Source organism: Streptomyces sp. NPDC058092 (assembly GCF_042884935.1).
Lineage (GTDB): Bacteria > Actinomycetota > Actinomycetes > Streptomycetales > Streptomycetaceae > Streptomyces.
On the sequence record NZ_JBHVSY010000009.1, the window covers coordinates 154,176 to 177,551 of the forward strand.

General features: G+C 69.9%; 19 protein-coding genes and 1 pseudogene. 3 read left to right on the plus strand and 17 right to left on the minus strand.

The annotated features are described in order from the left end of the window. Positions 1–66: 66 nt before the first annotated feature. The 12 genes from ACFVV1_RS17345 to uvrC all read right to left on the minus strand — a co-directional run bounded on the left by ACFVV1_RS17345 (position 67) and on the right by uvrC (position 13,238). Positions 67–1,632 (minus strand): PH domain-containing protein, encoded by a 1,566-nt coding sequence (locus ACFVV1_RS17345; RefSeq protein ID WP_389990047.1) that lies wholly within the window; start codon positions 1,630–1,632, stop codon positions 67–69. Then, positions 1,629–2,132 carry a PH domain-containing protein gene (locus tag ACFVV1_RS17350; protein ID WP_389990048.1) on the minus strand — a complete coding sequence of 168 codons (504 nt, stop codon included), beginning with the start codon at positions 2,130–2,132 and terminating at the stop codon, positions 1,629–1,631. Before ACFVV1_RS17350 ends, ACFVV1_RS17345 begins: the two co-directional genes overlap by 4 nt. Before the next feature lie 4 nt (positions 2,133–2,136). Beyond that, complete coding sequence (gene pgi / locus ACFVV1_RS17355; RefSeq protein ID WP_389990049.1) at positions 2,137–3,789, minus strand: glucose-6-phosphate isomerase; 1,653 nt, start codon at positions 3,787–3,789, stop codon at positions 2,137–2,139. A gap of 217 nt (positions 3,790–4,006) precedes the next feature. Continuing rightward, the gene (locus tag ACFVV1_RS17360; protein WP_072483070.1) at positions 4,007–4,342 is read right to left on the minus strand and encodes an RNA polymerase-binding protein RbpA; all 336 of its coding nucleotides are present in this window, start codon (positions 4,340–4,342) and stop codon (positions 4,007–4,009) included. Positions 4,343–4,451: 109 nt separating this feature from the next. Then, positions 4,452–4,688: a preprotein translocase subunit SecG gene (secG, locus tag ACFVV1_RS17365; protein ID WP_266736497.1), complete on the minus strand. Its 237-nt coding sequence runs from the start codon at positions 4,686–4,688 to the stop codon at positions 4,452–4,454. Positions 4,689–4,802: 114 nt separating this feature from the next. Beyond that, entirely contained in the window at positions 4,803–5,579 is a 777-nt protein-coding gene (gene tpiA / locus ACFVV1_RS17370) for a triose-phosphate isomerase (RefSeq protein WP_389990050.1), read from the minus strand. Between the two features lie 6 nt (positions 5,580–5,585). After that, positions 5,586–6,797 carry a phosphoglycerate kinase gene (locus tag ACFVV1_RS17375; RefSeq protein ID WP_389990051.1) on the minus strand — a complete coding sequence of 404 codons (1,212 nt, stop codon included), beginning with the start codon at positions 6,795–6,797 and terminating at the stop codon, positions 5,586–5,588. A 109-nt stretch (positions 6,798–6,906) separates the two neighbouring features. Further along, entirely contained in the window at positions 6,907–7,914 is a 1,008-nt protein-coding gene (gap, locus tag ACFVV1_RS17380) for a type I glyceraldehyde-3-phosphate dehydrogenase (protein ID WP_389990052.1), read from the minus strand. Positions 7,915–8,174: 260 nt separating this feature from the next. Next, positions 8,175–9,164, minus strand: coding sequence for a DNA-binding protein WhiA (gene whiA / locus ACFVV1_RS17385; RefSeq protein ID WP_389990053.1), 990 nt, complete (start codon positions 9,162–9,164; stop codon positions 8,175–8,177). Further along, the gene (gene yvcK, locus ACFVV1_RS17390) at positions 9,155–10,189 is read right to left on the minus strand and encodes a uridine diphosphate-N-acetylglucosamine-binding protein YvcK (protein WP_389990054.1); all 1,035 of its coding nucleotides are present in this window, start codon (positions 10,187–10,189) and stop codon (positions 9,155–9,157) included. Before yvcK ends, whiA begins: the two co-directional genes overlap by 10 nt. Next, complete coding sequence (rapZ, locus tag ACFVV1_RS17395; RefSeq protein WP_389990055.1) at positions 10,186–11,175, minus strand: RNase adapter RapZ; 990 nt, start codon at positions 11,173–11,175, stop codon at positions 10,186–10,188. The genes yvcK and rapZ overlap by 4 nt, the downstream gene beginning before the upstream one ends. Continuing rightward, positions 11,172–13,238, minus strand: a complete 2,067-nt coding sequence (gene uvrC / locus ACFVV1_RS17400) for an excinuclease ABC subunit UvrC (protein ID WP_389990056.1) — start codon at positions 13,236–13,238, stop codon at positions 11,172–11,174. Before uvrC ends, rapZ begins: the two co-directional genes overlap by 4 nt. A 140-nt stretch (positions 13,239–13,378) precedes the next feature. Here uvrC and ACFVV1_RS17405 point away from each other — a divergent pair. Next, a pseudogene (locus ACFVV1_RS17405) lies at positions 13,379–13,785 on the plus strand (hypothetical protein); the annotation flags it as partial. A gap of 29 nt (positions 13,786–13,814) precedes the next feature. On the opposite strand, the gene ACFVV1_RS17410 reads toward ACFVV1_RS17405, so the two are convergent. Continuing rightward, positions 13,815–14,243, minus strand: a complete 429-nt coding sequence (locus tag ACFVV1_RS17410) for a Rieske (2Fe-2S) protein (protein ID WP_389990057.1) — start codon at positions 14,241–14,243, stop codon at positions 13,815–13,817. 376 nt (positions 14,244–14,619) lie between these two features. Then, entirely contained in the window at positions 14,620–17,679 is a 3,060-nt protein-coding gene (gene uvrA, locus ACFVV1_RS17415) for an excinuclease ABC subunit UvrA (RefSeq protein WP_389990058.1), read from the minus strand. Positions 17,680–17,854: 175 nt separating this feature from the next. Between uvrA and ACFVV1_RS17420 the strand changes: the two genes are divergently transcribed. Continuing rightward, the gene (locus tag ACFVV1_RS17420; protein ID WP_389990059.1) at positions 17,855–18,544 is read left to right on the plus strand and encodes a maleylpyruvate isomerase family mycothiol-dependent enzyme; all 690 of its coding nucleotides are present in this window, start codon (positions 17,855–17,857) and stop codon (positions 18,542–18,544) included. 10 nt (positions 18,545–18,554) lie between these two features. Continuing rightward, entirely contained in the window at positions 18,555–19,211 is a 657-nt protein-coding gene (locus ACFVV1_RS17425; RefSeq protein WP_389990060.1) for an MBL fold metallo-hydrolase, read from the plus strand. 120 nt (positions 19,212–19,331) lie between these two features. Here the strand turns inward: ACFVV1_RS17425 and ACFVV1_RS17430 are convergent, their stop codons facing one another. From ACFVV1_RS17430 to ACFVV1_RS17440, 3 genes are all read right to left on the minus strand, one after another. Further along, the gene (locus ACFVV1_RS17430) at positions 19,332–20,336 is read right to left on the minus strand and encodes a TerC family protein (protein WP_389990061.1); all 1,005 of its coding nucleotides are present in this window, start codon (positions 20,334–20,336) and stop codon (positions 19,332–19,334) included. 264 nt (positions 20,337–20,600) lie between these two features. Next, entirely contained in the window at positions 20,601–22,547 is a 1,947-nt protein-coding gene (locus ACFVV1_RS17435; RefSeq protein ID WP_389990062.1) for a TerD family protein, read from the minus strand. Positions 22,548–22,695: 148 nt separating this feature from the next. Beyond that, a complete protein-coding gene (locus tag ACFVV1_RS17440) occupies positions 22,696–23,274 on the minus strand; it encodes a TerD family protein (RefSeq protein ID WP_389990063.1) in 579 nt (192 codons plus the stop codon). Positions 23,275–23,376: the final 102 nt, after the last annotated feature.

Consider the following 23,376-nt stretch of genomic DNA (forward strand, 5'->3'; position numbering starts at 1 on the left):
GGCACCGGCCGACACCGGGGGCAGCAGGTTCCGCGTCATCGGCACGATGCACGGCCGATCCAGCGATCAGCCGGCCGCCGGGGTGCGCTCCAGGAAGGGTTCCAGCAGGCCCGGGACGGCCTGCGAGGCGAAGTCGAGGCCCTCGCTCGCGTCCGCGTCGTACGCCGTGTACGCGCCCGCTCCGGCGGCCGTCGTCGCGGTGAGACTCAGCACCCCGGACCGCCGCTGGAAGTACGTCTGCCGGACCGTCCAGCCGATGACACCGGCCCGCTCCAGCGCGGCGGTCGAGCGCCGGACCGTGCCCGACCGGACCACCAGGTATTCGCCGCTGAGGGCATGCCCCAGACCGCGGTACGCGTCCCGGGCCAGGAACACCCCCAGAGGCAGCCCCACGGCTGCGCAGCCGAGCGCGGTCCAGAGCAGTACGGGGGTCAGCAGCACGCCGAGCACGGCCTGGACGCATACGGGGACGACGACGGCCCAGAACGCCCGGCGCAGCCGGCGGCCGCGGGCCGCGAGGGGGTGCCCGGTCAGCGGGACGCCGGTCGGGGACGTGGTCGCGCGCAGGACGTCGGCGGCCACCGTGTCGGCGACGGGCCGGGGCGCGGCGGGCAGCAGAGTGTTGTGGTCGCCGTGCTGCTCCTCGTCGTCCTTGGCGAGTCCGGTGGTGATCGCGTCGACGCGGGCGGCGCCGAAGAACCGGATGCCGAGCGGTTCGACGAGATCGACGCCGCGCAGCCGCCGCTCCTCGATGGAGACGGACCGGGAGGTCAGCAGGCCGCGCCGGATGCGCAGGGTGCCGCCGGGTTCGCGCTCCAGCCGGTAGCTCCACCACATCTCGACCCACAGGCCGAGCGCGCCGACGACACCGGCGGCCACGGCCGCGACGGCGAGGATCACGATCATGGCCGTCAGCGAGGTGTCCCGGAACCGGTCGCCGACCCAGTCGATCACCTGCCCCTGCGCCCCGAACCAGTCGCTGACCTGCATCACCGCACCGGCCGCCGCGCCGCCGAGCGCGGGGGCGACGAACGAGACCGGTGCGTAGCGGATCCAGCGCGGGTCGAGGGCGACGAGTTCGCCCTCGCGATGGGTGCCCGGAGCGCCGGTGGCCGTACGCTCCAGCAGTTCACGGCGGAGCCGTTCGCCCTCGGCCTTGGGGACCGGGTCCAGTTCCAGGGTGGATTCGCCGCCGGAGTGCTCGCCGGTGCCGATGCGGACGGTGACCAGGCCGAGGACCCGTTGGAGCGGATGGGCGGTGAGGTCGACACTGCGGATACGTTCACGGGCCAGTGAGCGCTTCTTGACCAGGAACAGCCCGGTGTGGAGCTCGACCCGTTCGGCACCGATGCGGTAGCGGGTGCGGCGCCACCGTACGTAGTCGCCGGCCGCGGCGCAGCCGATCAGCACGAGCGCGCCGGCCAGCACCCAGGCGGCCGCGTGCCCGAGACCGAACCGCCCGGAGAGCCCGAGCGTGGTGGGCGCGGCCGCACCGGCCGCCACCCCGACCGTGACGAGTGCACTGACGAGGACCGTACGCCGGTCCAGCCGCCGCCAGTCGGTGGCGGTATCGGGGCCGTCGGCGCGGTCGTCGTCCCCGGCATCCGGGGAGACGGCCGCCTCGGCGCTCATGTGGCGTCCCCGGGGGTGTCCTGGGTGATCCGGGTCAGCCGCTCGGCCAGCTCGGCCGCCAGCTCGTGGCCCAGTCCCTCGATCCGGACCGCGCCCTTGGACGATGCGGTGGTCACCGTGACCGTGGCGAGCCGGTAGAGCTGTTCGAGCGGGCCGCGGACGGTGTCCACGGTCTGGATACGGGACATCGGGGCGATCCGCCACTCCTGTCGCAGGACGCCGGTTCTGACGTACACCGCTTCGTCCGTGACCTCCCAGCGATGGGTGCGGAACCACCAGAGGGGGAAGAGGACGGCGCAGCCGACGCCGAGGACCGCGAGGATCGCGGCGGGCAGCAGCAGCCAGAACCGGGCGGGCTCGATGAGCGCGCCGAGTACGGCCAGGACGGCCACCGGCGCCGCGGTCAGCAGCAGCCACTGGGCCCGCCACCAGCCGACGGCCCTCGGGTCCAGAGTGTTGTTCGGCGGCCTCAGCCGCACCGTCCGCTCCCCCGTGGTCATCGGCTCAGCGCCCCCTGCGGGCGCGGTACGCCGTAACGAGTGCGGCGGTCGAGCTGTCCAGCTGCTCGCCCCCCTTGCCTTCGGTCAGCACCGGCTCGATCTTCTTGGCGAGGACCTTGCCGAGTTCGACGCCCCACTGGTCGAAGGAGTCGATGTTCCAGATGGCGCCCTGGACGAAGACCTTGTGTTCGTACAGCGCGATCAGCTGGCCGAGGACGGACGGCGTCAGCCGGTCGGCGAGGATCGTCGTCGTCGGGTGGTTGCCCTGGAAGGTCCTGTGCGGCACCAGTTCCTCGGCGACGCCCTCGGCGCGGACCTCGTCCGGCGTCTTGCCGAAGGCCAGCGCCTGCGTCTGGGCGAAGAAGTTGGCCATCAGCAGATCGTGCTGGGCGACGAGACCGGGCAGCAGGTCGGCGACGGGCTCGGCGAAGCCGATGAAGTCGGCCGGGATGACCTTGGTGCCCTGGTGGATCAGCTGGTAATAGGCGTGCTGCCCGTTGGTGCCGGGGGTGCCCCAGACGAGCGGTCCGGTCTGCCAGCCGACCGGATTGCCGTCCCGGTCCACGGACTTGCCGTTGGACTCCATGTCCAGCTGCTGCAAGTACGCGGTGAACTTTGACAGATAGTGGCTGTACGGCAGCACGGCATGCGACTGGGCGTCGAAGAAGGCGCCGTACCAGACACCCAACAGGCCCAGCAGCAGCGGGACGTTGTCCTCGGCGGGGGCGTTGCGGAAGTGTTCGTCGACGAGGTGGAAGCCGTCGAGCATCTCGCAAAACCGGTCCGGGCCGATGGCGATCATCAGCGAGAGACCGATGGCGGAGTCGTAGGAGTAGCGGCCGCCGACCCAGTCCCAGAATTCGAACATGTTGGCGGTGTCGATGCCGAAGTCCGCGACCTTCTCGGCGTTGGTGGAGAGCGCCACGAAGTGCTTGGCGACCGCTTCCTGACCGGCCCTCAGCCCGGTCAGCAGCCAGTTGCGGGCGGAGGTGGCATTGGTGATCGTCTCGATCGTCGTGAAGGTCTTCGACGCGATGACGAAGAGCGTCTCGGCCGGGTCGAGATCGCGTACGGCCTCGTGGAGGTCGGCGCCGTCGACGTTCGACACGAAGCGGACGGTGAGCGAGCGGTCCGTGAAGGAGCGCAGCACCTCGTACGCCATGGCGGGGCCGAGATCGGAGCCGCCGATGCCGATGTTGACGATGTTCTTGATGCGCTTGCCGGTGTGACCGGTCCACTCCCCCGACCTGATGCGGCCGGAGAAGGCCGCCATCCTGTCGAGCACGGCGTGCACGGCCGGCACCACGTTCTCGCCGTCGACCTCGATCACCGCATCGCGCGGGGCACGCAGCGCGGTGTGCAGGACGGCGCGGTCCTCGGTGGTGTTGATCTTCTCCCCGCGGAACATCGCGTCCCGCAGCTCCGCCACCCCGGTGGCCGCGGCGAGCTCACGCAGCAGCCGGAGCGTCTCGCCGGTGACCAGGTGCTTGGAGTAGTCGACGTACAGATCGCCGACCCGGAGGGTGTATCCGGTGCCGCGCTCCGGATCGTCCGCGAAGAGCTGTCGCAGATGCGTCGTCCCGAGCTGCTCGCGGTGCTTGCCCAGAGCGGTCCACTCGGGCGTCTGGTTGAGCCTGGTTCGGCTTGGTGTATTCATCCCGGATATCAGCCCACTTCTTCTCGTGCCTGCAGATGCCCCGCTGCCCTTCCAACCTAATTGATCAGAGGGGTGGACGAGACGACGGCGAACTGCGGCACGGCGAAAGCGGACCGGCCGGACACCTCGTGGGTGCCCGGCCGGTGAACAACAACCAGGGCCTCTCGTTTGGATCATGCCGGGCTCGCGGGGTCCGGCCTGATCCAAACGAAATACCCTAGATTTCGCCCCGGAGTTTCGCCAGGGCCTCGGCGAGGATCGCCTCGCCGTCCGCATCGCTGCGCCGCTCGCGTACGTACGCGAGGTGCGTCTTGTACGGCTCGGTGCGCGGCGGGTCCGGCGGGCTGTCCCGGTCCTGGCCGGCCGGGAAACCACAGCGCGGGCAGTCCCAGGTCTCCGGTACCTGCGCGTCACTGGCGAAGCTCGGCTGCGTCTCGTGCCCGTTCGAGCACCAGAAGGAGATGCGGAGGCGCGGTGCTGACTCGCCCCGCTCGGCCTCCCCCATCGGCCCCGCTCCGACCCGGCTTCCCCGGATCGCGTTGCCACTTGCCACGGTCGTAACTCCCTGCGTGATGGTGCTCGAAGATGCCCCAGTCTACGTAAGGCCCAACGCGCGTCCAGTGAAAGGAGTTACACCCTCACCGGGAATCGCGTACGACGGGTCAGTTGTCCAGCTTGATCAGCAGACCAAGCACAACAATGCACGCGAACCAGGCCAGACCGACGAAGACCGTGATCCGGTCGAGGTTCCGCTCGGCGACCGAGGAGCCGCCCACGGACGACTGCATACCGCCGCCGAACATGTCGGAGAGGCCGCCGCCCTTTCCCTTGTGCATCAGCACCAGCAGCATCAGCAGCAGGCTGAAGACGATCAGGGCGATCTCGAACGCCAAAATCACGGCTGGTCCCTACTTTCCGGAATTCTCTGGACTGCATGTGCGAACAGCGGAGGCCGGGAGGCTACACCCTCCTCGGCCCCCGCAAGGGTACGACGGATCCGCGCTACCGCATACTCACTGGTCGCGGAAGCGGACGATCTTGACGAACTCGTCGGCGTCCAGTGCGGCGCCGCCGATCAGCGCGCCGTCCACATCGGGCTTCGACATGATCTCGGCGACGTTCCCGGACTTCACGGAGCCGCCGTACTGGATACGGACCGCGTCGGCCAGGTCCTGGGAGTACAGCTCCGCGAGGCGGCTGCGGATCGCCCCGCAGACCTCCTGGGCGTCGTCGGCGCCGCAGACCTTGCCGGTCCCGATCGCCCAGACCGGCTCGTACGCGATCACGATCGACTCGGCCAGCTCCGCGGGAACGTCCTTGAGACCGCCGTCGACCTGCGCGAGCGTGTGCGTGACATGGTTGCCCGCCTCGCGGACCTCCAGCTCCTCGCCGACGCAGAGGATCGGGGTCAGGCCGTGCTTGAAGGCGGCCTTCACCTTGGCGTTGCAGAGCTCGTCGGTCTCGCCGTGGTACTGGCGGCGCTCGCTGTGGCCGACGGCGACATAGGTGCACTTCAGCTTGGCGAGCATCGGGCCGGAGATCTCACCGGTGTACGCGCCGGAGTCGTGCGCCGAGATGTCCTGGGCACCGTACTTGATCTTCAGCTTGTCGCCTTCGATCAGCGTCTGCACGGAGCGCAGATCGGTGAAGGGCGGCAGGACCGCGACCTCTACGGCGTCGTAGTCCTTGTCGGTCAGCGCGAAGCCGAGCTTCTGGGTGTGTGCGATGGCCTCGAGGTGGTTGAGGTTCATCTTCCAGTTGCCCGCCATCAGCGGGGTACGGGTGCTCATGAAAGGTCAGTCCTCCAGTGCGGCAAGGCCGGGAAGCGTCTTGCCCTCGAGGTATTCGAGGCTGGCGCCGCCACCGGTCGAGATGTGTCCGAATGCGTTCTCGTCGAAGCCCAGGATGCGGACGGCAGCGGCGGAGTCGCCACCGCCGACCACACTGAAGCCCGAGGAGTCTACGAGGGCCTGGGCGACGGCCCGGGTGCCCTCGGCGTAGTCGGGGTGCTCGAAGACGCCCATCGGGCCGTTCCAGAAGACGGTGACGGCGTCGGCGAGCTTCGAGGCGTACAGCTTGTTGGTCTCGGGGCCGTTGTCCAGGCCCATGAAACCGGCGGGGATCGCGTCCGCGGGCACGGTGCGGTGCTCGGTCGGCGCCTTGGCCTTGAGGTCCGGGAACTGCTCGGAGACCACGACGTCGACGGGGAGCACGAACTCCACGCCCTTCGCCTTGGCGCGCTCGAGGTACTCCAGCACCGCCGGGATCTGGTCCTCCTGGAGGAGGGAGCTGCCGACCTCGTGGCCCTGGGCCTTGAGGAAGGTGTACGCCATGCCGCCGCCGATGAGGATGCGGTCGGCGCGCTCCAGCAGGTGGTCGATCACGCCGAGCTTGTCGGAGACCTTCGAGCCGCCGAGCACGACGGCGTACGGGCGCTCGACGTTCTCGGTGAGCTTCTTCAGGACGCCGACCTCGGTGGCGATCAAATCGCCGGCGGCGTGCGGCAGCCGGGCCGGGAGGTCGAACACCGAGGCGTGCTTGCGGTGTACGGCTCCGAAGCCGTCGCCCACGTACACATCGGCGAGTTCGGCGAGCCGGTCGGCGAACGCGCCGCGCTCGGCGTCGTCCTTCGACGTCTCACCGGGATTGAAGCGGAGGTTCTCGATGACGGCGACCTTGCCGTCGGTGAGCGCGGCGACCGTGGCGCGGGCGGACTCGCCGACGGTGTCGGTCGCGAACGCCACGTCCGCGCCGATGAGTTCACCGAGGCGGGCAGCGGCGGGTGCCAGGGAGAAGGCGGGGTCCGGGGCGCCCTTGGGGCGGCCCAGGTGCGAGGCGACGATGACCCGCGCACCGGCCGCGGCGAGCTTCTCCACGGTCGGCTGGACGGCGCGGATGCGGCCGTCGTCGGTGATGGTGGTGCCGCTCAGCGGCACGTTGAGGTCGGCGCGGACGAATACGCGCTTGCCGGTGACCCCTTCGGCGAGAAGTTCGTCGATCGTCTTCATCTTGCTGGACTCCTTGGGAGGACGAGAGAGCACGCAAAGGGGCTCGAACGGCGCCTCGTTGCGCTGTTCGAGCCCCGTGCTCACTTCGAGGTGCCTGCCGATCCGACGGTCAGAGCCGGCTGCCGACGAACACGGTCAGGTCGACGAGGCGGTTGGAGTAGCCCCACTCGTTGTCGTACCAGCCGATGACCTTGACCTGCGTGCCCTCTGCCATGGTCAGCAGGGAGTCGAAGGTGCAGGAGGCCGGGTCCGAGACGATGTCCGAGGACACGATCGGGTCCTGGGTGTAGGCCAGCTTGCCCTTGAGCGGGCCTTCCTCGGCGGCCTTCTGGAACGCGGCGTTGACCTCGTCGCGGGTCACCTCGCGCTCCAGCGTGATGACCAGGTCGGTGACCGAACCGGTCGGGACCGGGACGCGCATCGCCATGCCGTCGAGCTTGCCCTTGAGCTGCGGGAGCACCAGAGCGGTGGCCTTGGCGGCACCCGTCGTGGTCGGGATGATGTTCTCCGCGGCGGCGCGGGCGCGACGCAGGTCGGAGTGCGGGAAGTCCAGGATGCGCTGGTCGTTCGTGTACGCGTGGACCGTCGTCATGAGGCCCTTGACGATGCCGAAGTTCTCGTCCAGAACCTTGGCCATCGGCGCGACACAGTTGGTGGTGCAGGAGGCGTTGGAGATGACGTGGTGGCTGGCCGCGTCGTACTTGTCCTCGTTGACACCCATCACGATCGTGATGTCCTCGTTCTTGGCCGGGGCCGAGATGAGGACCTTCTTGGCGCCACCCGCGATGTGCTTCTCGGCGTCGGCCTTCTTGGTGAAGATGCCGGTCGACTCGATGACGATGTCGACGCCCAGCTCACCCCAGGGGATGTCGGCCGGGTTGCGCTCGGAGAGCACCTTGATGGTGTGTCCGTCGACGGTGATGCTGTCGGCGGTGTGACTGACCTCGGCCTTGAGACGGCCCAGGATCGTGTCGTACTTCAGAAGGTGTGCCGTGGTCGCGGTGTCACCCAGGTCGTTGACAGCCACGATCTCGATGTCCGCACCCTGCTCCAGCAGCGCGCGGAAGTAGTTACGACCGATGCGGCCAAAGCCGTTGATGCCTACGCGGATCGTCACGAACCGATCTCCTCGTTAGGTACGCGGGGTTTCCCCCGGCGAGTTGTATGAGATGTCCCCGACCGCCTCCGACCCTACCTCTCCGACGACCGGGGAGTGACATCGAGCGGGGCCGTAAGAAGCGCCGAGGCCCGTACTCCGCGGCTAGGAGTACGGGCCTCCGGATACCCGGCCGTACAGGCAGTGGCAATTACGGAGAGTCAACACCCTCGGGAAAGCCGTGCGTTCTGGATTCGGCCGATTTCATGGCTTTTCGCGGGTCACCCCACCAGGCCGTCGGCGAGCTCCTCGCTGAGGGTGGATTCCGTACCCGGAATGCCCAGGTCCTGGGCCCGCTTGTCGGCCATCGCCAGCAGCCGGCGGATCCGGCCGGCGACCGCGTCCTTGGTCAGCGGCGGTTCGGCGAGCGCGCCCAGCTCCTCCAGGGATGCCTGCTTGTGCTCCATGCGCAGCCGCCCGGCGGCCGCGAGGTGCTCGGGCACCTCCTCGCCCAGGATCTCCAGCGCACGCCCCACCCGGGCGCCCGCGGCGACCGCGGCCCGCGCGGAACGGCGCAGGTTGGCGTCGTCGAAGTTGGCGAGCCGGTTGGCGGTGGCGCGGACCTCGCGCCGCATCCGCCGCTCCTCCCAGGCCAGCACCGCGTCGTGGGCGCCCAGCCGGGTCAGCAGCGCACCGATCGCGTCGCCGTCGCGGACGACGACCCGGTCCACGCCGCGCACCTCGCGGGCCTTCGCCGCGATGGACAGCCTGCGGGCCGCGCCGACCAGGGCGAGCGCCGCCTCCGGCCCCGGGCAGGTCACCTCCAGCGAGGAGGAGCGGCCCGGCTCGGTGAGCGAGCCATGGGCCAGGAAGGCCCCGCGCCAGGCGGCCTCGGCGTCGCAGGTGGCCCCCGAGACCACCTGCGGGGGCAGCCCCCGGATGGGCCGGCCACGGCCGTCCACCAGACCGGTCTGGCGCGCCAGCTGGTCGCCGCCCGCCACCACCCGTACGACAAAGCGCGAGCCACGCCGCAGCCCGCCGGGAGCCATCACGATCAGCTCCGAGCTGTGCCCGAAGATCTCCAGGATGTCCCGCTTCAGCCGGCGCGCCGCGCTCCCGGTGTCCAGTTCGGCCTCGATCACAATCCGGCCGCTCACCAGGTGCAGCCCACCTGCGAACCGAAGAATCGCCGAGACTTCTGCCTTCCTGCAGCAGGTCCGGGTCACGGGAAGCCGAGAGATTTCGTCCTTCACCGCGGGCGTCATCGCCATGGGCCGATCCTTCCATGCATCCGAAAAATACGGTCGTACGCGGCGGCCAACAGCTCCGGGTCATGAATCGGAACGCCGTCGGGTGAGGCGACCGGCGCCAGCTCGACCGCGGCACCGAGCCGCTTGGCGGCGTCGGCGAGGGACTCACGATCGGGCACGGCGGCTTCGTCGGCCAGCACCACGTCCATGGCGAGTTTAGGGGCGTGTCGTCCCAAAACCTCCAAATGACGCTGCGGGGAGAAGCCATCAGTTTCACCGGGTTGCGGTGCGAGGTTCAGCGAGAGGACCTTGCGGGCCTTGGTCTCGACGAGCGCGTCGAGCAGTTCCGGTACGAGCAGGTGCGGGATCACGGAGGAGAACCAGGACCCCGGGCCGAGCACCACCCAGTCGGCGTCCAGGACGGCGGCGACGGCCTCGGGAACGGCCGGCGGGTCGTGCGGGACGACGTGGACGGACTGCACCTCGCCCGGGGTGAGCGCCACGGTGGCCTGGCCGCGGACCGTGTCCACGTCGTCGGGGCGGGCCGGGTCGTGTCCCCGTACGAGCGCCTGGAGCTCCAGCGGCACGGCGGACATGGGCAGCACCCGGCCGTGCGCCCCGAGGAGCTTGCCGACCAGGTCCAGGGCCTGGACGTGGTCGCCGAGCTGCTCCCACAGGGCGACGATCAGCAGGTTGCCGACCGCGTGCTCGTGCAGGTCGCCCTTGGACTGGAAGCGGTGCTGGATGACCTGGGCCCAGGTCTGGCCCCAGTCGTCGTCACCGCACAGGGCGGCGAGCGCTTTGCGGAGGTCGCCGGGCGGCAGGACGCCGAGCTCCTCGCGGAGCCGGCCGCTGGAGCCGCCGTCGTCGGCGACCGTGACCACGGCCGTGAGGTCGCCGGTGATCCGGCGGAGCGCAGCGAGCGACGCGGACAGGCCCATGCCGCCGCCGAGGGCGACGACTTTGGGCTGTGCGCCGCGCTTGCGGGCGGACAGTGCAGAGGTGGCTCTGCGCAGCCTCCGCAGGCGCAGATTACGACTGGTCACTCGCGCCCCATGTCCCGGTGGACGAGTACCGTCTCGATGCCTTCGGTCGCGAGCCGGGCCGCGAGCTTCTCGGACATGGCGACCGAGCGGTGCTTGCCGCCCGTGCAGCCGACGGCGATCGTCACGTAGCGCTTGCCCTCGCGGCGGTACCCGGCGGCAATGAGCTGGAGCAGTTCCGTGTACTGGTTGAGGAATTCCTTGGCGCCGGGTTGATCGAAGACGTAGTCGGAGACCTCCGCGTTGAGCCCGGTGAACGGGCGCAGCTCGGGGACCCAGTGCGGGTTGGGCAGGAAGCGGCAGTCGACCACCAGGTCGGCGTCGACCGGCAGGCCGTACTTGAAGCCGAACGACATGACCGTGGCGCGCAGCTCCGGCTCCTCGTCGCCGGCGAACTGGGCGTCCATCTTGGCGCGCAGTTCGTGCACGTTGAGGCTGGAGGTGTCGATCACCAGGTCGGCGTCGCCGCGCAGCTCGCGCAGCAGGTCGCGCTCGGCGGCGATGCCGTCGACGATCCGGCCGTCGCCCTGGAGGGGGTGCGGGCGGCGGACCGACTCGAAGCGGCGGACCAGGGCGTCGTCGGAGGACTCCAGGAAGACGATCCGCCGGGTGACGTGCTTGGCCTCCAGGTCGGCGAGGGATTCGCGGAGGTTGTCGAAGAAGCGGCGGCCACGTACGTCGACGACGACGGCGATCCGGGCCACGTTGCCCTGCGAGCGGGCGCCGAGCTCGACCATGGTGGGGATCAGGGCGGGCGGCAGGTTGTCCACGACGAACCAGCCGAGGTCCTCCAGACACTTGGCCGCGGTACTGCGGCCCGCGCCCGACATCCCCGAGATGATCACCAGCTCGGGGATGGCCGCGGTCCCGTCGCCCGGGTCGATCGTGGTGCCCGTACTCACGTGTCCTGCTCCGTCTGCTCGGTCGGTGCTGTCGTGCTCGACTTCGTGTTCGCGCCCGACTTCGTGTTCGTGTTCGTGCTCAGTCATGTCGTGCTGCCCCCGTCGTCCTCTTCAATGATCTCTCCTGTCGCCGTGTTCACGGCGGGCGTGGCCGGGGCGGCCGAGGCCAGGGCAACGGCCACTGATTCCGCCGTTCTGCGGCCTATCCCCGGCACCTCGCAGATCTCGTCGATTGTCGCCTGCTTCAGCTTCTTCACGGATCCGAAATGCTTGATCAACGCCTGTTTCCGGGTCTCGCCGAGGCCGGCGACGGCATCCAGGGGGCTGGAACGGATGCGCTTGGCCCGCTTGGCGCGCTGATACGTGATCGCGAAGCGGTGGGCCTCGTCGCGGACGCGCTGGAGGAGGTAGAGGCCCTCGCTGGAGCGGGGCAGGACCACGGGGTCGCCGTCCTCGGGCAGCCAGACCTCTTCGAGGCGCTTGGCGAGGCCGCAGACGGCGATGTCATCGATCCCGAGCTCGTCGAGGGCGCGCTTGGCCGCGGCGACCTGCGGCCGGCCGCCGTCGACCACGACGAGCTGCGGCGGGTAGGCGAACCGCTTCGGACGACCGTCGTCCTCACGGGGCTCGGCGTCCGGATCGGGGGTGGTGTCCAGGCCGGCGGCCGGGTCGGCCGGGGCCGTCGAGGCGGTTTGCGGTGCCGGGACGGGGCCGCTCGGGGCGGGGGTCTCCTCCCACTCCCCCGTCCGTTCCTTCTCCTGGAGATACCGCTTGAAGCGGCGGCCGATCACCTCGTGCATCGACCGGACGTCGTCCTGGCCCTCGAAGCCCTTGATCTGGAAGCGGCGGTACTCGCTCTTGCGGGCAAGACCGTCCTCGAAGACGACCATGGACGCGACCACGTCGTCGCCCTGGAGATGGGAGATGTCGAAGCACTCGATGCGCAGCGGAGCCGTGTCGAGGCCGAGCGCCTCGGCGATCTCCTCCAGGGCCCGGGAGCGGGTCGTCAGGTCGGAGGCGCGTTTGGTCTTGTGCAGCCCCAGGGCCTGCTGGGCGTTGCGCTGGACCGTCGCCATCAGGTCCTTCTTGTCGCCGCGCTGCGGGATGCGCAGGCTGACCTGGGAGCCCCGGCGGTCGGCGAGCCACTGGGAGACCGCGTCGGGGTGCTCGGGGAGGGCCGGGACGAGGACCTCCTTGGGGACGGAGTCGCCCGTCTCCTCTCCGTACAGCTGCTGCAGGGCATGCTCGACCAGGCCCGAGGTGTCGACGTTCTCGACCTTGTCGGTGACCCAGCCGCGCTGGCCGCGCACCCGGCCGCCACGCACATGGAAGATCTGGACGGCGGCTTCGAGCTCGTCCTCGGCGACCGCTATCAGGTCGGCGTCGGTGGCGTCGGCGAGGACGACGGCGCTCTTCTCCATGGCCCGCTTGAGGGCCTCCACGTCGTCACGGAGCCGGGCCGCCCGCTCGTACTCCATCTCTTCGGCCGCCGCCATCATGTCCTTCTCCAGGCGGCGGATGTACGTCCCGGTGCGGCCGGCCATGAAGTCGCAGAAGTCGACCGCCAGTTCGCGGTGTTCCTCGGGGGTGACCCGGCCGACGCAGGGGGCCGAGCACTTGCCGATGTAGCCGAGGAGACACGGGCGGCCGGTCCTGGCGGCGTTCTTGAAGACTCCGGCGGAGCACGTACGCACCGGAAAGACCCGGAGCATCAGGTCGACCGTCTCCCGGATCGCCCAGGCGTGCCCGTACGGACCGAAGTAGCGCACGCCCTTCTTCTTGGCTCCGCGCATGACCTGGACGCGCGGGAATTCCTCGTTGAGCGTGACCGCGAGATACGGATAGCTCTTGTCGTCGCGGTACTTGACGTTGAACCGCGGGTCGAACTCCTTGATCCAGGAGTACTCCAGCTGGAGCGCCTCGACCTCCGTGGACACGACGGTCCACTCCACCGAGGCGGCGGTGGTGACCATCGTGCGCGTACGCGGGTGGAGCGCGGCCAGGTCCTGGAAGTAATTGGCCAGGCGCTGGCGCAGGTTCTTGGCTTTTCCGACGTAGATCACCCGGCGGTGTTCATCGCGGAATTTGTAGACCCCCGGGGAGTCGGGGATCTGTCCCGGCTTGGGGCGGTAGCTGGAGGGGTCTGCCATGTGTCCCACCCTACTTGCGGGCAGTGACAGTGCGGCCTGCTCGGCCGTGGTGCTGTGCTCCGGGGCGCGGGGCGAGGGAGCGCGCCCCGGAGCACGGGTCAGGCGGTGCCGTCGCCGGTCACGGGGTTTCCCGGTGGCGGCGGGAGTCGCAGCATGTGGTGCGCGCGCACCAGGACGGCATCGACCGCTGTCTCGCCGTCCACCGGGGCGATCCGGGCTGCGATCCGACGCGTGTGGAGGTGACAGCCGGGGAGAACTGCCGGACGGGGCGGGTCCGCTGGGACCGGGAGACGGGGGTGCGCGTCACGGAGCTGCTCTTCGACACCCGGCTGAGGGCGGGTGACACCTACTTTTTCGGCTCCGGCTTCGGCGGTTCCGCGGGAGGGCCGTGCGGCGAGTACGTGCGCGGCTTCAGCTTCGGCGGCGGACAATATGTGCTGCAGGTGCGCTTCGACGAGGCCGCGTTGCCGGTACGGTGCCGGCGCTTCGCCCAGGTCTCGGCGGTGTGCCGCGCGGCGCCCGTACGGATCTGACGCTCACCGGACGTCGCCTGGTGAATCCGTCCGCCGCGCGGCGTCAGGCGTCAGGGCCCGCGACGAGCTTTCCGCCCTCGACCCTGACCGGAACGGAGGGCAGCGGCGCGGTCGCCGGGCCGTGCGTCGCCTTGCCGGTCGTCGTGTCGAAGCGGCTGCCGTGGCAGGGGCAGTTCCCCACGTTGTCCTCGACCTTGTCCAGCAGGCAGCCCGCGTGGGTGCACTGGGCGCTGAACGCCTTGTACTGGCCCTTGGCCGGGCAGGTGACGACGACCCGCTGGTCGCGGTAGAGCTTGGATCCGCCGACCGGAACCTCTTCCGGCACGCCGAGTTCGACGGGGGCGGTCGGCGTCGGCGTCTCGGCGTGGCCGAGCTTCGAATCGGTCGAACAGGCGGCCACTCCCAGCCCGGCGACGCCGGCGAGAGCGGCGCCCTTCAGCACGGTACGGCGGGCGGCGGGCTGGCCGGGCATGCGGTCTCCACTGGTCAGAGGGGGCAGGGTGCAGAGGATTACCGGGGCGACTGAGGCACCACACGGACCAGAGGTACCGCGGGTTTCAGAGCCATCGGTGACAGAACCGACGATACCGGCGGAGATCGGGGACCCGGCGGCCGGGCTGCCCAAGGCTCGTTGTGCCTGGTCAGGGGGTGGGGGTGGTCGGATCAGGGCGTGTGGGCGTTCCGGGGTACGGGGGTGTGCGGGTGGCGCAGCCGGCGGGCGCACAGGCTGCGCGCCCGGGTGCTTCGGTGAGGGGCAGGGGCAGGGCCCGTACCGGCCGAAGACTCCCCGTACCGACAGAGGTGGCGGCCCCCGGGCTCCAGGGGCCGCCATCTGAACGCGCGGGCCGTCAGGCCTTGCGCGCGCGGGTCGCCTTCTTCGCCGCAGGCTTCTTCGCCGCGGCCGTCCTGTCGGTCCTGGCCGTGGCCGACTTGGCGGCCTGGCCCGCGCTCGTCCTGGCCGTGGCCGTCTTCCTGGCCGGGGCCGACTTCGCGGCGATCGCCTTCTTCGCCACCACCTTCCGCGCCGGCTTGCGGGCCGCCGGCACCGCGGCTTCGCTCACCCGGTCCGGGTCCAGGATGCCCTGGAGGAACTTGCCGGTGTGGCTGGCGGGGGCCCCGGCGACCTGCTCCGGGGTTCCCTCGGCAACGACGAGACCGCCGCCGTTGCCCCCTTCGGGGCCCATGTCGATGACCCAGTCCGCGGTCTTGACCACGTCGAGGTTGTGCTCGATGACGATCACCGAGTTGCCCTTGTCGACCAGCCCGGAGAGCACCTTGATGAGCTTGCTGATGTCCTCGAAGTGCAGACCCGTGGTCGGCTCGTCCAGGACGTAGACCGTCCGGCCGGTGGAGCGCTTCTGCAGCTCGCTCGCGAGCTTCACACGCTGTGCCTCACCGCCGGAGAGCGTCGGCGCGGACTGGCCGAGCCTGACGTATCCGAGGCCGACCTCGTGGAGCGTGCGGAGGTGGCGGGCGATCGTCGGGACGGCCTCGAAGAACTCCAGCCCCTCCTCGATCGGCATGTCCAGCACCTCGGCGATGGACTTGCCCTTGTAGTGGACCTCCAGCGTCTCCCGGTTGTAGCGCGCTCCGTGGCAGACCTCGCACGGAACGTACACATCCGGCAGGAAGTTCATCTCGATCTTGATCGTGCCGTCGCCGGAGCAGTTCTCGCAGCGGCCGCCCTTGACGTTGAAGGAGAAGCGGCCCGGCAGATAGCCGCGCACCTTCGCCTCCATCGTCTCGGCGAACAGCTTGCGGACGTGATCGAAGACGCCGGTGTACGTGGCCGGGTTGGACCGGGGCGTACGGCCGATGGGCGACTGGTCGACGTGCACCACCTTGTCGACCTGGTCGTCCCCGTCGACCCGGGTGTGCCGGCCGGGGACCGACTTGGCGCCGTTCAGCTCGCGTGCCAGGTGGGTGTAGAGGATGTCGTTGACCAGCGTCGACTTTCCGGAGCCCGAGACACCCGTGACGGCCGTGAGCACGCCGAGCGGGAAGGAGACGTCGATGTCCTGGAGATTGTTCTCCCGGGCACCGTGCACCGTGAGCCTGCGTGACGGGTCGACGGGGCGCCGGATGTCGGGCATCGCGATCGACTTCTTGCCGGTCAGATACTGACCGGTGATCGACTCACCGTTGCCCAGCAGCTCCTGGAGCGATCCGGAGTGGACCACATTGCCGCCGTGCTCACCGGCGCCGGGGCCGATGTCGACGACCCAGTCGGCAACCTTGATGGTGTCCTCGTCGTGCTCGACGACGATGAGCGTGTTGCCCATGTCACGGAGCCGGACCAGGGTCTCGATCAGTCGGTGGTTGTCCCGCTGGTGCAGGCCGATGGACGGCTCGTCCAGCACGTACAGCACGCCGACCAGACCGGAACCGATCTGGGTGGCCAGCCGGATGCGCTGGGCCTCGCCGCCGGACAGGGTGCCTGCCGCGCGGTTGAGCGAGAGGTAGTCGAGGCCGACGTCGACCAGGAACCTCAGCCGCTCGTTGACCTCCTTCAGCACCCGTTCGGCGATCTTCTTGTCGCGCGCGTTCAGCTTCATCCGGCCGAGGAACTCGGCGCACTCGCTGATCGACATCGCGGAGACCTCGGCGATGGACTTCTCCATCACCGTGACCGCGAGGACGATCGGCTTGAGCCTGGTGCCCTCACAGGTCGGGCAGGGCACCTCGCGCATGTAGCCCTCGAAGCGCTCCCGGCTGGAGTCGCTCTCGGCCTCGGAGTGCCGCCGCTTGACGAACTGCACCGCCCCCTCGAAGGCGGGCGTGGTGTAGGCGCGCTCGCGCCCGTACCGGTTGCGGTAACGGACCTCGGTCTGGATCTTGTGGCCGAAGAGCAGGGCCTTCTTGGCGCGCTGCGGCAGCGCGGCCCACGGGATGTCCGTACGGAATCCGAGGGCCTCGGCGAGGGCGCCGATCAGCCGGCCGAAGTACTCCTTGGTGTGGCCGTGCGACCAGGGGTGGATCGCGCCCCCGTCGAGCGACCTGTCCTCGTCGGGGACGATCAGTTCCGGGTCGACCTCCATGCGCGTACCGATGCCCGTGCAGTCGGGGCAGGCGCCGAAGGGCGAGTTGAAGGAGAAGGAGCGCGGCTCCAGCTCCTCGAAGGAGAGGTCGTCGTACGGGCAGTAGAGGTGCTCGGAGTACATCCGCTCACGCTCGGGGTCGTCCTCGGGGAGGTCGACGAAGTCGAGCACGACCATGCCGCCGGAGAGCCCGAGCGCGGTCTCGACCGAGTCGGTCAGGCGGCGCTTGGCGCTGTCCTTCACCGTGAGCCGGTCGATGACCACCTCGATGGTGTGCTTCTCCTGCTTCTTCAGCTTGGGCGGCTCGGAGAGATGGATGGTCTCGCCGTCGACCCTGGCCCTGCTGTACCCCTTGGTCTGCAGATCGGCGAAGAGGTCGACGAACTCGCCCTTGCGCTCGCGCACCAGCGGCGAGAGCACCTGGAAACGGCTGCCCTCGGGCAGGCCGAGCACCTTGTCGACGATGGCCTGCGGCGACTGGCGCGAGATGGGCCGGCCGCACTCCGGGCAGTGCGGCTTGCCGATCCGGGCGAAGAGCAGCCGGAGGTAGTCGTAGACCTCGGTGATCGTGCCGACCGTCGAGCGCGGGTTGCGCGAGGTCGACTTCTGGTCGATGGAGACGGCGGGCGAGAGGCCCTCGATGAAATCGACGTCCGGCTTGTCCATCTGGCCGAGGAACTGGCGGGCGTACGAGGAGAGGGACTCCACGTAGCGCCGCTGGCCCTCGGCGAAAATCGTGTCGAACGCGAGAGACGACTTGCCCGACCCGGAAAGCCCGGTGAAGACGATGAGGGAGTCGCGGGGGAGGTCGAGCGAGACGTTCTTGAGGTTGTGCTCGCGAGCGCCACGGACGATGAGACGGTCGGCCACGCCGGTCCGCACCTTTCTAGAGAGAAATGGGGGAACTGAGCCGCTGTCCCAGGGTACGGGGGGCGCCACAGCGATGTACGAAGCTTTCGACTCCGAGCGTATAGCACGCGCATTCGATTTACGGACGGCTGCCGACTCCTTCACCCGATTGAGTGGCGGAGCTAGGCTCGGCATTATGATTGATCATGCGCACGACCTGGACGCCGTACGTGAAGCGACTGATCGACTGCTCAGCGCCACCGAGAAATTGGACGATGCCACGCTCGCCCAGCCGTCGCGATTGCCGGGCTGGAGCCGGGGCCATGTCGTTGCGCACCTCTCTCGTAACGCCGACGCGCTCGTAAATGTTCTCCAGGGCCGGCCCATGTACGCAGACAGCGAAACCCGCGACCGCGACATCGAGCGCGACGCACCCCGGCCGAAGGCCGAGCAGCTGGCCGACCTGGCCGGCAGCGCGGCCCGCTTCCTGGATGCGGCATCGGCCCCGGCGGACTGGTCCCGCACGGTCACGATGCGCAACGGCGTGACGGACTCGGCCTCCCGGATTCCCTTCCGCCGCCGCGTCGAGGTCGAGCTGCACCATGTCGACCTGGGCATCGGCTACGAGCTGGAGGATCTTCCCGAAGAGTTCGTCGACCGGGAGATCGACTTCCTCGCCGAGCGGTTCGGGCAGCATCCGGAGGTCGTGTCCACGGGTGTGGCCGCCGACGACGGCCGGTTCTGGACCACGGGCGGCGGCGCGGAAGGCGGCCCGGTCGTGGTCCGCGGCACAGCCCCCGAGCTGCTCGGCTGGCTCTGCGGACGCCGCGACGGGTCGGCGCTGACCGTCGAAGGCGGACCCCTTCCCGTACTGCCCCCGCTATAGGCTGAGTCGTATGACGTACAGCGGAGCGGTCAAGGTCGGCGGACGTGCGGATGTACACGAGTTGACGGATCTGATGATCTCCAAGGTCGCCGTCGGCCCGGTGAACAACAACGCCTATCTGCTGCGCTGCCGGGCCACCGGCGAGCAGCTCCTGATCGACGCGGCCAACGAGGCCGGGACCCTGCTGCGACTGATCGGTGACGACGGCATCGCCTCCGTCGTCACCACCCATCGGCACGGCGACCACTGGCAGGCGCTCGGCGAGGTGGTGGCGGCCACCGGCGCGCGTACGTTCGCCGGGCGGTACGACGCCGAGGGCATCCCGGTCCCGACCGATGTCCTGGTCGACGACAACGACACGATCCGGGTGGGCCGGGTCGGCCTGACCGCCCGTCATCTCGTCGGTCACACCCCGGGCTCCATCGCACTGATCTACGACGACCCGCACGGCGCTCCGCATCTGTTCACCGGGGACTGTCTCTTCCCCGGCGGGGTCGGCAACACCCACAAGGACCCCGAGGCCTTCGCGAGCCTGATCCACGATGTGGAGACCAAGCTTTTCGACCAGCTGCCCGACGAGACCTGGGTCTATCCGGGCCACGGTCACGACACCACGCTCGGCGACGAGCGTCCGCAGCTGCCGCAGTGGCGCGCCCGCGGCTGGTGACGGCGGCCGCGAAGGCACTCTCCACCCGTACGGACACCGGCCGGGGCGGGCAACGGACAGTTGCGCGCCCCGGCCGGTGCTGGTTCCCGCCCTGTCGGACGGCCGACGGGGACCGGTAGGTCAGGCGTCGACGCTGGAGCCCTCGTCCGCGGCCTTGTCCGCTTCCGCGGCGGCCTCGGCCCGCTCCTGCTTCTTGTTGGCCATGAGGCTGGTGATCGTGGTGATCACCAGCACGCCGCAGATGACGCCGAGGGAGACCGGGATGGATATTTCGGGGACGTGCACTCCGGACTCGTGCAGTGCGTGCAGCACCAGCTTCACGCCGATGAAGCCGAGGATGACCGAGAGGCCGTAGCTGAGGTGGACCAGCTTCTTCAGCAGGCCACCGATCAGGAAGTACAGCTGCCGCAGCCCCATCAGGGCGAAGGCGTTGGCCGTGAAGACGATGTACGGGTCCTGGGTCAGGCCGAAGATCGCGGGGATGGAGTCCAGCGCGAACAGCACATCGGTGGTGCCGATGGCGAGCATGACGATCATCAGCGGCGTCAGGACGCGCTTGCCGTTGTTACGGATGAAGAGCTTGGTGCCGTGGTACCGGTCGGCGACCCCGAAGCGGCGCTCGATCGTCTTGAGGAGACGGTTCTCCTCGAACTCCTCCTCTTCCTCGTCGGCCCGCGCCTCCTGGATGAGCTTCCAGGCGGTGTAGATCAGGAACGCGCCGAAGATGTAGAAGACCCACGAGAAGTTGGCGATGACGGCGGCACCGGCGGCGATGAAGATCGCTCGCAGGACCAGCGCGATCAGCACGCCCACGAGCAGCACCCGTTGCTGGAGGTGGGAGGGGACCGAGAACTTCGCCATGATCAGGACGAAGACGAAGAGGTTGTCGACACTGAGCGACTTCTCGGTGATGAAACCGGCGAAGAACTCACCCGATGCCTGACTCCCACCGAAGACCAGCAGACCGAGTCCGAAGAGCGCGGCCAGCGCGATCCAGACGATCGTCCAGATTCCGGCTTCCTTGGTCGTCACGTCATGGGGTTTGCGCCCGATGAAGAAGTCGATGGCAATAAGGGCTGACAGACCAAGGATGGTCAGCACCCAGAGGGTCCATGAAACGTCCACTGCGCCTCCGGCAGTTCGCTACGGCTACTGATCAGCGTCGTCGCTGCCGGAGGTCTCTTCCACCCTGGCGCACGGGCTGCGCACCACGGGCCGGCGCCCCGGGACCGGTCACAGTCCGTACTGACGGGAACGCCGCGTATGGGAGTACTCCCCTCCGCCCAAAGAACAGTACAGGGAACACCAAGAAAAGGTAAAGGCGAGGGTAAGGATCTTTCAAAAAGGCTGGTCAGGGGGGTAAAGCTCGGTTGTCGGCGGCTCCGCCGCTCAGACCCGCCGGGGGCGGCGGGCCGCGGCCACCCTGGCGAGCACCTGTTCGAGGACCCGGCTGCCGGGCGGCATCCTCAGTGGCTCGTACGTCCAGGCGTGGCCCACCCAGGGATCGGCCAGGTGGTCGTCGGCGACCGGGGTGATCCGGAGCAGCGAGCGCCACAGCGGGTCGAGCACCGGTCCGTACGCACTGGCGTCCTCCCGGTCCGCGACCATCAGCAGATGGACGCCGACCGAGGGCCCCTCGTCGGCGAGGTACCGGAGCTGGGTGACGGCCCGGTCGTCGAAGCCGTGCGGGAAGTCGTTGACGATCAGCAGCTGCTCGCCCGTGTCCAGGTCCGGCGGAAGCGAATCCGCGGCGCCGGCCCGTATCGCCATCTGCACCAGGTCGACGCGCCGGGTGAGCCGGGCGAGGACCGCGGCCACGCCCCCGGCTCCGGCGGCGGGCGGCCCGGCGAGGGCCCCGGATTCGACCAGCGGCGCGAGCGCTTTGGCCGCCGAGCCCGCGGGGTCGATGACATGGACGGAGAACTCGTCGGCCGGGTACACGGCCAGCAGCCGGGCCGCGTGCGCGACGGCGTTCTCCATGGCGAGGCGGCGCAGCTGGGCGGTATCCATCAGGGCCGCGGCCTCGGACGCCGTACGGCCGCTGTCGACCCAGATGCCGCGCTCCAGCGGCAGCCGGACCAGCAGCGGGATGCGCAGCTTCGGGCTCTCGGGCAGATGGAGCTCGCCGATGCGCAGCGCCATGGGGATCTCCATCGGGACGCGGTAGGCGTGCCAGACGGGGTTGTCCCACCCCGCGAACGCGGCGGGGAGTGCGGGTTCGACGACGGCGGACTCGGCGGCGAGCTGGGCGAGGTCGCGGTCGAGGGCCTCGCGGGCCCGGGCGGTCAGCTCGTCGCGCTTGGCCCGGGCCTGTTCGCGGGCCCGGTCACCGGCGCCGCCGATCCGGTTGCGCGGGTCGGACAAGGTCCGGTCGAGCTCCTGGTCCATGCGGGACTCGGCGAAGTCGACGGCGCTGCGGTACGCGGCGGTGGTGCGGGCCAGGTCCTCGAACATGCCCCAGATCTGGTTGTAGAGGCGCTCGTCCATCGACCAGCCGGTCGCGTCCCCGGCGACGGGCTGTGCGGGGCGGCCCGGCTCGGCGGGCGGCGCGGTGTTGGGAGGGGGCGGCGGGGGCGCGGCGGCCCGGCGGCGCGGGTGCGCGTAGTCGATGGGGCCGCCCGTCGTGGCCGCGGGCGGCGGGGCGGTGGGTTCGGTGAGCGGTTCGGGTGCCGTCGGTGGTGCGACGGACGGCCGGGGGCGGTCCGCGGGCGGTACCGGGCCCGTGCCGTGACCGACCCGGTCCGCGTCCGGGGTGCGCGGCGGGGGCGGTGCGACCGAGCGGGCCGTCGCGCGGGTGACCGCGTCCTGGATCGTGCGGGCCAGCTCGGCCGCCTGCGGCAGGCCCTGGTCGGCGAGCATGGCGGCGAGGCCGGCCGCGTAGCCCTGGCCGACGGCGCGGACCTTCCAGGCGCCCTGGCGGCGGTAGAGCTCCAGGGCGGTGACCGCGGACTCGGTGTCCAGGCCGGTGAGGGTGAAGGTGGCGATCTCGGTGCCGTCGAGCCCGGTGACGGCGACGTACGGTGCGGCGACCGCGCCGAACCGGGCCGGGCAGCCGGCGCCCATGGGCAGGGCCAGCAGCACGGTGACCCGGTGCACCGGGGCGGGCAGCGCGTCGAGGTCCACGGCGAGCCGGTGGTCGGCGGCGGCCTGTCGGGACACTTCGAGCCCGGGCAGCTGGGGCGACCCCGGGTGGGCGATCCACTCGGTGCCGCGCACCGTGCCGTTCTCGTCGCCGAGCGTGGCACCGGCCACGACGGGCGTACCGGCCGATACCCGGATCTCCAGACGGGTCTGGGGCAAGGTGTGGTTCTGCCCCCGGACCAGCTCGGCCGTCATTGCCCTGTCCCCTCGGTGAGTTGCTGCTGCGTCATGCGGTGTCGCGCGATGTGGCGTCATGTGGTCCGGTGCCATGTGGTGCAGCTCCCGGCGGCCGATGCCTCCGGGAGCTGCGCGTGCCGATGCCGACCGGCCGGTCGGGCCGTGCCTACAGGTGCGGCAGGATCGCCGGCATCAGGTCCTGGAAGGTGCGGCCGTTGGCCGGGTTGCCGAGGGCGGTCATCTGCCATCCGGTCCCCGAACGGTGCACCTTCGCCATGATCTGGGCGGTGTACTGCCCGCCGCCGTCCAGCGTGTAGCGGGCGAGCTCCTGGCCGTTGGTCTCGTCGACGATGCGGCAGAAGGCGTTCTGCACCTCCTGGAACGTCTGACCGGTGAAGGAGTTCACCGTGAAGACGATCTGGTCGATGTGGACCGGAACCCGCTGCAGGTCGACGAGGATCGCCTCGTCGTCGCCGCCGGAACCGGCGCCGCCGACCAGGTTGTCCCCGGTGTGCTTGACCGAGCCGTCGTCACTGACGAGGTGGCGGAAGAAGACCACGTCGACCGGCTGCTTGTCGGCGAACAGCACCGCCGACGCGTCGAGGTCGATCTCCCGCGTACGCGAACCGAACAGACCACGGCGCGGCGCCGCCTGCCAGCCGAGCCCCATCCGTACCGCGGTCAGGGTCCCCCCGTCGCTCTTCTGCAGGCTGATGGCCTGACCCTTGGTCATATTGACCGTCACGCGCTGTCCCCTCTCCGCTTGCCCCGCATCCGTCCGTGCGCGGTTTCCCAGCACCCTACGCAGTCGCGCCGAGGGCGCGGCCGCTTGGGGCGTTTTTGTGTC

Excerpts from the sequence above, each read along its gene's own strand:
- rapZ (WP_389990055.1), bottom strand. The coding sequence starts at position 11,175 with ATGACTGAGCACGAACACGAACACGAAGTCGGGCGCGAACACGAAGTC.
- ACFVV1_RS17425 (WP_389990060.1), top strand. The coding sequence starts at position 18,555 with ATGACGTACAGCGGAGCGGTCAAGGTCGGCGGACGTGCGGATGTACAC.
- pgi (WP_389990049.1), bottom strand. The coding sequence starts at position 3,789 with ATGAATACACCAAGCCGAACCAGGCTCAACCAGACGCCCGAGTGGACC.
- ACFVV1_RS17375 (WP_389990051.1), bottom strand. The coding sequence starts at position 6,797 with ATGAAGACGATCGACGAACTTCTCGCCGAAGGGGTCACCGGCAAGCGC.
- ACFVV1_RS17350 (WP_389990048.1), bottom strand. The coding sequence starts at position 2,132 with ATGACCACGGGGGAGCGGACGGTGCGGCTGAGGCCGCCGAACAACACT.
- ACFVV1_RS17345 (WP_389990047.1), bottom strand. The coding sequence starts at position 1,632 with ATGAGCGCCGAGGCGGCCGTCTCCCCGGATGCCGGGGACGACGACCGC.
- tpiA (WP_389990050.1), bottom strand. The coding sequence starts at position 5,579 with ATGAGCACCCGTACCCCGCTGATGGCGGGCAACTGGAAGATGAACCTC.
- uvrC (WP_389990056.1), bottom strand. The coding sequence starts at position 13,238 with ATGGCAGACCCCTCCAGCTACCGCCCCAAGCCGGGACAGATCCCCGAC.
- ACFVV1_RS17420 (WP_389990059.1), top strand. The coding sequence starts at position 17,855 with ATGATTGATCATGCGCACGACCTGGACGCCGTACGTGAAGCGACTGAT.
- ACFVV1_RS17410 (WP_389990057.1), bottom strand. The coding sequence starts at position 14,243 with ATGCCCGGCCAGCCCGCCGCCCGCCGTACCGTGCTGAAGGGCGCCGCT.
- whiA (WP_389990053.1), bottom strand. The coding sequence starts at position 9,164 with ATGGCGATGACGCCCGCGGTGAAGGACGAAATCTCTCGGCTTCCCGTG.
- ACFVV1_RS17435 (WP_389990062.1), bottom strand. The coding sequence starts at position 22,547 with ATGACGGCCGAGCTGGTCCGGGGGCAGAACCACACCTTGCCCCAGACC.